Raw genomic sequence first — 9326 nt, forward strand, 5'->3', positions numbered from 1 at the left:
TTACGGGACAACCTTTAGGCGGTTCTCGATAGCCGGCACTACGGAACGGCCCTCGCACCGTAACCGAGACCGGCTGGTCTCAGTACCGGATTGTTCGACAACGACGCAGCAGGAAGGTTGACATGGATCTCGGTTTGCACGGAAAGGTCGCGCTCGTGCCCGGGGCGACCTCCGGGCTGGGGGCCGCGGTCGTGCGCGCGCTCGCGGCCGAAGGCGCGCACGTCGTGTTCGGCGGCCGCCGGGCCGACCTCGCGGAACAGTTGGCTGCCGAACTGCCCTCGGCCGTGGGCATCGGCGTGGACATCACCGACCCCGACGGACCGCGCAGGTTGCTCGACACGGCCGTCGAGCGGTTCGGCCAGGTCGACGTTCTGGTGCTCAACGGTGGCGGTCCCGCCCCGAGCACAGCAAACGGGCTGAGTGCCGACGAGGCGCTGGAGGCGGTCCGACTACTGCTCTCCCCGCACCTGCGGTTGATCGGCGCAGCGCTGCCGGGCATGCGTGAGCGCGGATGGGGCCGGATCGTCGCGATCGGGTCCACCGGCATCCAGCAGCCCATCGAGGGCCTCGTGGCCTCCAACGTCGGCCGGAACGCACTCGCCGGATACCTCAAGACCCTGGCCGCCGAAGTCGCCTCGGACGGAGTCACCGTGAACCTCGTGCTGCCCGGCCGGATCGAAACCGACCGCATGAGCCAGGTGTACGGGGCCATGGCCGCCAGGCACGGCGAAACCGAGGACGCCATCCGCGCCGCCGCCCGCGCCGACATTCCGGCAGGACGGTTCGGCACCCCAGACGAATTCGCCGCGGCAGTCACTTTTCTCGCCAGCAGCCGCGCCACCTACATCACCGGCGAACAGCTGCGCTGCGATGGCGGACTCGTGCGCGCCCACTGAACCCATTACGAGACAAACGCATCCATCGCGTTCAGCAGAACAGGAGCAGCGTGATACCCGAGCAGATGGCCGCCGTCGTTCTTACCGGGCACGGCGGATTCGACAAACTGCAGTACCGGACCGACGTGCCCACACCTCGCCCAGGGCCACTCGAGGTTCTCATCGAAGTTGCCGCCGCCGGCATCAACAACACCGACATCAACACCCGCGTCGGCTGGTACTCGAAAACCGTCCGCGCCGACACGAACTCCGGCGGCACAACGGGATTCGATCTCGGCGACACCACGACCAGCTGGTCCGGCGCCGCGTTACGCTTCCCCCTCATCCAGGGCGCCGACGTGTGCGGACGCATCGTCGCAGTGGGCGAGGAGGTTTCACCGGATCGCATCGGCGAACGAGTGGTCGTACGAAACATGCTCCGCAGCTATGTGGACTACCGCCCGTTCGAATGCTGGACCCTGGGCAGCGACCGCGACGGCGGCTTCGCGCAATACGTGGTCACCCCCTCACGCGAAACCTATGCCATCGAGTCCGACCTGAACGACGCCGAACTCGCCGCCCTGCCGTGCAGCTACTCCACCGCCGAGAACATGCTTGCCCGAACCGCGCTCAGCGAGGAACGCGTGCTGGTCACCGGCGCGTCCGGCGGCGTCGGCCTCGCCGCGGTCCAGCTGGCCAAGCGGCGCGGAGCGACCGTCATCGCCGTGTGCTCCCCCGAGAAAGCCGCAGCCCTCCGGGAACAGGGAGCCGACCGGACCCTCGACCGGGACGCCGACCTGCTCACCGAACTGGGCCGCGGCTCCATCGACGTCGTGCTCGACCTGGTGGGTGGACCGAACTCCGCGCGGCTGCTGGACCTCCTCTGCCGCGGAGGCCGCTACGCGGTCGCCGGCGCAATCGGCGGCCCGGTCACCGAAGTCGACCTGCGCACGGTGTACCTGAACGATCTGAGCCTTTACGGCTGTACCTTCCAAGAGGACGAGGTCTTCGAAAACCTCGTGGAATACGTGCGGAACAAGGAAATCAGACCGACCGTAGCCCGGACGTATCCGCTGGAGGACATCGTGCACGCACAACAAGACTTCCTGGCCAAGCAACACGTCGGCAACCTGATCCTCCTGCCCCAGGAGAACGCGCAGTGAAAATCATCAAGATCGATCTCCACCACGTCGACCTCCCCTACTCCGGAGGCGTCTACACGTTGTCCGGTGGCCGCTCCTACACCTCCTTCGACGCCTCGATCGTCCGAGTGACCTGCGACGACGGAACCGAAGGATTCGGCGAAAGCACCCCGTTCGGATCCACCTACATCGCCGCCCACCCGGCCGGCACGCGCGCGGGCATCAGCGTGCTGGCACCGCATCTGCTCGGTCGGGACCCGCGCCGGGCAGACCGGATCAACGACGCCATGGACCATGCCCTCGCCGGACACAACGACGCCAAAACCGCACTCGACGTGGCGTGCTGGGACGCATTCGGCCGGTCCGTCGGGCTCCCGGTGTGCGACCTGCTCGGCGGATCCACCGACACGCCGATGCCGACGATCTCGTCCATCTACGCCGCACAACCCGACGACATGCGCCGCCGGGTCGCCGAACACCGTGCCCGCGGCTACCGCGGCCACTCGATCAAGATCGGCGCGCTCGACAGCGAAGGCGGCCCCGCACTGGACGCCGAACGGATCACGGCCTGCCTCGCGGACAAGCGTCCCGGCGAGTTCTTCCTCGTCGACGCCAACGGCGGCCTGCTACCGGAGGCGGCGCTACGCCTGCTCCGGCTCCTCCCACCAGGCCTGGACTTCGTTCTCGAAGCACCATGCGCGACCTGGCGCGAAACGGCATCGCTACGCGCCCGCTGCCCGTACCCGATCGTCCTCGACGAACTCGCCCAGCACGACGAGGACATCGCGTGCACCACGGCCCACGACGTCGCCGACGGAATCGGCCTGAAGATCTCGAAAACCGGCGGCCTCACCCGAGGGCGGCGGCACCGCGACATCGCCCGCGCCGCCGGGCTCACCGTGTCCGTCCAGGACACCGTCGGCTCGGGGATCGCGTTCGCTGCCATCCTCCACCTCGGCGCGACGATCCCGCCGCGCACGCTGCGGTGCATCCTCGACTGCCAAGACATGGTGACGACCAAGACCGCGACCGTCGCGCACCACCGAGACCCCGACGGCGGCGTTCTCCCCACCAACGCCCCCGGCCTGGGACTCGACGTCGACCAGTCCGTGCTCGGCGCGCCGGTCGCGACCTGGAGCGCGTGACCGCCACCGCACACGAGGTCTCGCGTACCACCGGGTGATAGCGGTACACGAAGGGCACCGCGGCCACCAACCCCGCTTCGGCAGCGGCCATGCTCACCCGCTCGGCCTCGACCACGCTGGTCGCCAACGGCTTCTCACAGATCACCGGTTTCCCGGCTCGCAGCGCGGCGACTGCCTGGTCGGCATGCAACGCATTCGGTGTGCAGATGTGGACCACATCGATCAGCGGATCCGCCAGCAGCTCCTCCAGGTCCGCATAACCGACCGGAACGTCCCATTCCTTACTGACCAACCTGCTGCGATCAGCAGAGGATGCAAGTACACCGCGCACACTCCCACCCGCACCGCGCACAGCTCGCGCATGGATGGCGCCGATCATGCCCGCCCCCACGATGGCCGCCGTCCTCCCACTGCTGCCCAACAAACCTCCTCCGATCGCCCACTATCCGCTCAGGGCTCCACACTATTCGGTTCATCATCGAGCACAAGATGGCGAATTTTGTTTTTTTGGAATGCAAAAATGTGGCTTTATGTTTCAGCCGAGATTCGGGTCGATCGTGTATGAACTACCCGGTATTCTCCGGCGCGTCGCGATACTCCTGACGAAGCAGAGGCTTGCCCCAACGCATCGGCAATGTGCGCCACTATCGAGGATTACGGGCTCTGGCGGCGTCATTGCGGTCCGATCGCCGGAGAGGTTTCGGGCAGATCCACGCTGCACCGTTGTTCGCAGGTACGGCACGTGATCGATCGCGGCCCTGCCGGGAGGTTTTCGTCTCGCCACGGTGGCCGAATACGTCGGGACATGACGGCGGCGTGATCACTATTCGCTCGCGACGCGTCGTGCGGCGTCGACGAAGTGTTGGACGGCCGGGTTGGTCTCCTTGCGTCGGGCGAGGCGTAGCTCGATGTGCGGGGTGGTTCCGTGTAAGGGGCGGAATGCGACGTCGCTGCGGCCGGCGGTTGCGTAGAAGGATGGCTGCAGTGATATGCCGATTCCGGCGGCCACGAAGGCGAGTTGGGTATCGATGTCGCCGCCTTCGGCGGCGATGTGCGGGCTGAATCCGTGCTCGCGGCAGTAGGCGATGAGGATGTCGTAGAAGTCGGCGTTGAGGTGGCGCGGCCAGGTGATGAAGGGTTCCGCGGCGAGCTGGGCGGGTTCGATCGCGCTCATCCCGGCCAGGGGATGATCTTGCGGGAAGACCGCGACCAGTGGGTCCGCGGTCAGAGGTTCGAGAATCAGGTCTTCGGCGGTGGTGGTCGCGCGCACGATGCCGACGTCGATGCGCTTGTCGGCGAGGGCCTGTAGTTGTGCCGCGGTTTCCATGTTGGCGAGATCGATCCGAAGTTCGGGATGTTCGGTGCGCAGGGCACGCATGATGCTGGGTGTGATTCCGGCCAGCGCGGTGCGCACCGATCCGACCAGGAGCCGTCCGAGCACACCATTGGCGGCCTGCTCAACGTCCACGGTTGCCCGTTGGAGTTCATAGAGCACTCGAGGGGTGGCGTCCATCAAGGCTTGGCCGGCGGCGGTGAGCTCTACGACTCGGCTGCTTCGCGTGAACAGCTGAGTTCCGAGTTCTTTCTCGAGAGCACGGATCTGCTGGCTCAGCAGAGGCTGGCTGACGTGCAAGCGCTTGGCGGCGCGGCTGAAGTGCAGCTCGTCCGCGACGGCCATGAACAGGTGGAGACGACGAACGTCGATATCCATAATCGTACCTTATCAAACAAGCGAATATTCGGATTGTCAAAACACTTCCCAATCAATAGGCGGGTGGTCACGATGTTCGGGAACGCAGGCTCGAGGTGAGGCTCGCCGATGGCGCTCCGGCTCGTGCGGCGGAGGTTTCCAGTGATGTTCCGGATGAGACGGGAGGCGGCGATGACGCAAGAGCACCCGCAACACATGGTGGCGATCGATGATCTGCCGTTTTCACGGTTCCATAAGAAGCTGCTGGTCTACTCGGCGGCCGGGCCGTTTTGCGATGGGTATGTACTGGGCATCATCGGTCCGGCTCTGGCGATCTTGAGTCAACCGCTCGGGGTGACGCCGGTGTGGAGTGGTCTGCTCGGTGCCAGCGTTCTGATCGGGATCTTCGTCGGTGGCTACCTGTTCGGCCGCATTACCGACCTGGTGGGTCGTCGCATGATGTACACGGTCGACCTCGTCGTGTTCGTGGTGTTGTCGCTGCTGCAGTTCATCGTCACCGAGCCGTGGCAGTTGTTCGTCTTGCGGTTGCTCCTCGGCGTCGCGGTCGGTGCCGACTATCCGATCGCGAGTTCGATGCTGGCCGAGTTCATGCCGCGCAAACAGCGCGGTCCGGCGCTGGCGAGCCTGATCGGGGCGTGGTGGCTGGGTTATGTGGCCGCATATGCCCTGGGGTATGTCATCAGCGAGACGGGTTCCTCGTCGTGGCGCTGGATGCTCGCCAGCAGCGCGGTTCCCGCCCTGGCCGCGGTATTGGGCCGCCGGAACCTGCCAGAGTCCCCACGGTGGCTGATGAGCAGGGGCCGGATCACCGAAGCGCGAAGGGTTATCAGTCAACACCTCGGCACCAACGTCGCGTTACCCGAGGAGGACGCCCGCACACCCGCAACCGAAAACCGACGGGCACTCACCGCACCGGGATACCGGGTACGGACCCTGTTCGTGGCGGTGTTCTGGATGTGCCAGGTGATGGCGAACTACACGATTTCGACCTTCGAGCCACAGATCCTGCAAGCGATGGGCATCCGTAATCACATGCTGTTCGCGGCAGTGATCAGCATATTCGACCTGATCGGGATCATTCCCGCGATCCTGTTGATCAATCGCATGGGCCGGCGGCCGCTGCTGAACATCACGTTCGCCTTGAGCGCGCTACCGCTGTTGTTGTTGGCGATCGCCGCGGACCTGCCGGTGGCCTGGATCGTCGTCCTGTTCATCGTGTTCGCCATGGTGAACACCGCTGGCAGCATCCTGCAATGGGTGTATCCCTCGGAGATCTTCCCGACCCAGGTACGCGCTTCGGCGGTCGGGTTCGGCACCAGTGTCAGCAGGATCGGCGCGGCGGTGGGCACCTTTCTGCTGCCCATGGCCATGGCCAGTTTCGGTGTTTCCGCGGCGACCATCGGCGGCGCCGTGGTCTGCCTGATCGGGCTCGTGGTCGGGCTGATCCTCGCGCCGGAGACCCGTGGCACGACCCTCGCCGAAGCGGCCGGCAGCTCCGTCACCGGTACGCCCGCCCCGGAAAACCACGCAACCGAGAAAACCCAGGAGCAGCAGTCATGAGCCATGCCTTCGCCGAATTCATCCTCGACTCCCGCTGGAACACGATCCCTGCCCCGACCCAGCACAAGGCACTGGACTGCCTGCTCGACGTCGCGGGCTGCACGGTCGCGGGCAGCCGGACTCCCGCCGCCGAGCAGGCCCGCAGCGCGGCGGCCGCCCTGTTCGGCCCCGGCGAACTGACCCTGTTCGGTACGACTGCGACCGGCAGCGCGCTCGGTGCCTGTCTGACCAACGGGTTCGCCGCGAACGCGTTCGACCTCGACGACGGCTACCGGCCGTTGAAAGGACACCCGAGCGCCCTAGTCTTCCCCGTCGTACTCGCCGCCGCCGAAGAATCCGGCTGCACCGGAAGTGAATTCCTGTCCGCCTACGTCACCGGAGTCGAGGTCGCGATCCGAGCCGGGCATGCCCTGCACGACTACTACGACTTCTACCACGGTACCGGCTCCTGGGCACCGGTCGGCGCCGCCGCCGCGGCAACAGCACTGCTGGGAGGCGACACGGCAGCGGTCGCGCGTGCCGCCGCGCTGGCCGAGTTCTACGCGCCACTGACACCGGAAACCCGCGCGGTGCAAACACCGAGCATGGTCAAAGACGGCATCGGGTGGGCAGCGGTCACCGCGTTCGCCTCAGCACGCATGGCCCTCGACGGGATCACCGCGCCACCATGCCTGCTGGAAAAACCCGAGACCGCCGAGTCGTTCGACCACGAATACGGCCGGCGTTACCGGATCGAGGACCTCTACTTCAAACAACACCCCAGCTGTCGCTGGACCCATCCGGCCATCGACGCCGCACTCGATGCGAAGGCCCGCACCAGCCACCGGCCAGAAGACATCGCGTCGATCACCATCGAAACATTCCACGAGGCGACCACGCTCACCTCGACCGCCCCCGCCACCTTGGAACAAGCCCAGTTCAGCCTCCCCTGGCTGGTCGCGATCGCGCTGGTGCGCGACCACATCGACATCGCCGACACACTGCCCCGCCATCTCGGCGACCCCCGCGATCCCACCATCAACGTCCTCGCCTCCACGGTGAAAATCGTCCGCGACGAGACACTCGACGCCGCATTCCCCCAGACCGCGCTGGCTCGCGCCACGCTCGAGTTCACCGACGGAACAACAAGCCAATCCGAAACCCGGGCCGCCACCGGCGACCCGGACCACCCCCTGACCACCGAGCAGCTACACACCAAATTCGACCGCCTTGCCCAGCCCGTTCTCGACCAGCAGGGAACAGCAGCACTCGCCCGCTGTGTCGCTCAAGCAGCGGACCTACCGGACATCACCGCCCTGCTGCACGCAGCCACACCCTCGGGAACAACGAGCTGACCACAACACCTTCTTCGTTCCCTCTCCCCGTTACGCACTGACCGAACCCCAGATGGAGGTTGCCGAATGAGTCGAATCGTGGTTATCGGAGCCGGAATGGTGGGAGCCGCCGTCGCCCACGCCCTGACCACCCGGGGAGCCGAGGTCATCGTGCTCGACCGCGGCGAACCCGGACACGGCACCTCACGAACCACCTTCGCGATGGACATCACCGCCCGCAAGACACCCCGCGCCTACTTCGACCTCAGCCTCCAAGCAGCACACCGGCACACCGAACTCTCCGAACAACTGACCGGCCCCGAGCGGCCAAGCTGGCTGCACCACGCCCCGTCCATCGAAATCGGCGTCAACGAACACGACCGGACCGTCATGACCGAACGACGCGACCGCCTCGCCGCATGGGGCTACCCCGGCGAATTCATGGAAACCAGCGACCTCGGCGAACTCGCCACCGGACTCGACCTCTCCCGCGCCGCGGGAACCACCGCCGTCGTCTACCCCAACGCCGCCTGGTACGACCCCGCCACGTTCATCACACGCGTCTTCGAATCCATCCGCGCCGAGCTACACCCGCGCACCGAAGTCACCGCCCTCCACCAGCGCGGCGAACACGGCTGGACCGTGCACACCCGCACCCACACCTGGGAAGCCGACACGATCGTCAACTGCGCCGGCCCTGACGCCGCACGCATCGCCGCGCTCGCCGGAACCGACCTCGCACTCCAACAGGTCCCGGGCATCATCGGCTACACCGGCCCACTGCCCCAACCACACAGCCACGCCGTACTCACCCTCTGGGACATCAACCTGCGCCCCACCCCCGATCACGGCCTGTGCCTGCACTCCTACCCCGTCGACGCGACCCTGCAAGGACCAGCAACAAACGGCAACACGCCACCCGAAACACTCAAAACCGACCTCGCAAAACGAGCAGCGGAAATCGTGCCCGCACTACGACACAAGGCCACAACCGAGCTCGACATGCGCATCGGCGTCAGGCCCGTCCCCGCCGACGGCCTCCCCCTCGCCGGCGAACACCACGACAGCCCCGGCATCTACACCCTCGCCACACACAGCGCCATCCACCTCGCCCCAATCCTCGCCGAACACGCCGCCGACGAAATCCTCTCCCAGACACCGGTCCCCGCACTCGAGCCCTACCGGCCCGGCCGGCCCACCGCTCCCGCAATGGACGAAAGCCTCAACGAAATGACCCGCACCTACCAGACCACCAACACCACACCCACCGAAACCCCAGCATGACCTGACCGGAAACACACCACTCATCGGTCAGTTCGCTCTTCCGGTACCGCTGGCCACCTCCCGTTCGGCATCGGTGAGCGCGCCGAATGGGACCACAGCGGCCACGACCAGAAACACCGCAGCCCCACCGTGAGAGCGGTGCTGCAACCGGCAACCAGCGCCGTACCGGTATCGGAGCCACCGGTGTCCCGGCTCGGACAACCGTACCGAGCTCCCAGCGCCATGACCGTCGACGTCCCTGATACCGGCAACGGTTATGTTGAAGCGTTCGACTCCAGTGAGCTTCCCCTTGAATC

General features: G+C 66.2%; 7 protein-coding genes and 1 pseudogene. 6 read left to right on the forward strand and 2 right to left on the reverse strand.

Annotated features, from left to right (window positions below):
- The first annotated feature begins 122 nt into the window (after positions 1 to 122).
- Genes AD72_RS35065 through AD72_RS35075 form a run of 3 tightly spaced genes read left to right on the forward strand, consistent with a single transcriptional unit; the run spans position 123 to position 3162 of the window.
- On the forward strand, positions 123 to 896 hold the full coding sequence (locus AD72_RS35065) for an SDR family oxidoreductase (RefSeq protein ID WP_031470959.1): 774 nt from the start codon (positions 123 to 125) through the stop codon (positions 894 to 896).
- 50 nt (positions 897 to 946) lie between these two features.
- Positions 947 to 2038, forward strand: a complete 1092-nt coding sequence (locus AD72_RS35070) for an alcohol dehydrogenase family protein (RefSeq protein WP_231645159.1) — start codon at positions 947 to 949, stop codon at positions 2036 to 2038.
- A complete protein-coding gene (locus AD72_RS35075; RefSeq protein ID WP_031470961.1) occupies positions 2035 to 3162 on the forward strand; it encodes a mandelate racemase/muconate lactonizing enzyme family protein in 1128 nt (375 codons plus the stop codon). Before AD72_RS35070 ends, AD72_RS35075 begins: the two co-directional genes overlap by 4 nt.
- Before the next feature lie 67 nt (positions 3163 to 3229).
- Here the strand turns inward: AD72_RS35075 and AD72_RS36280 are convergent.
- Positions 3230 to 3553 (reverse strand): annotated as a pseudogene (locus tag AD72_RS36280) (Gfo/Idh/MocA family protein); the annotation flags it as partial.
- 432 nt (positions 3554 to 3985) lie between these two features.
- Positions 3986 to 4873: a LysR substrate-binding domain-containing protein gene (locus AD72_RS35080; RefSeq protein WP_051899354.1), complete on the reverse strand. Its 888-nt coding sequence runs from the start codon at positions 4871 to 4873 to the stop codon at positions 3986 to 3988.
- A 171-nt stretch (positions 4874 to 5044) separates the two neighbouring features.
- On the opposite strand from AD72_RS35080, the gene AD72_RS35085 reads away from it, so the two are divergent.
- From AD72_RS35085 to AD72_RS35095, 3 genes are all read left to right on the forward strand, one after another.
- Positions 5045 to 6433: an MFS transporter gene (locus AD72_RS35085; protein ID WP_051899356.1), complete on the forward strand. Its 1389-nt coding sequence runs from the start codon at positions 5045 to 5047 to the stop codon at positions 6431 to 6433.
- Positions 6430 to 7767: an MmgE/PrpD family protein gene (locus tag AD72_RS35090; RefSeq protein ID WP_051899355.1), complete on the forward strand. Its 1338-nt coding sequence runs from the start codon at positions 6430 to 6432 to the stop codon at positions 7765 to 7767. The genes AD72_RS35085 and AD72_RS35090 overlap by 4 nt, the downstream gene beginning before the upstream one ends.
- Positions 7768 to 7833: 66 nt before the next feature.
- On the forward strand, positions 7834 to 9030 hold the full coding sequence (locus AD72_RS35095; RefSeq protein ID WP_082469350.1) for an NAD(P)/FAD-dependent oxidoreductase: 1197 nt from the start codon (positions 7834 to 7836) through the stop codon (positions 9028 to 9030).
- Positions 9031 to 9326 lie beyond the last annotated feature (296 nt).

Source organism: Sciscionella sediminilitoris (assembly GCF_000737195.2).
Classification (GTDB): Bacteria; Actinomycetota; Actinomycetes; order Mycobacteriales; family Pseudonocardiaceae; genus Sciscionella; species Sciscionella sediminilitoris.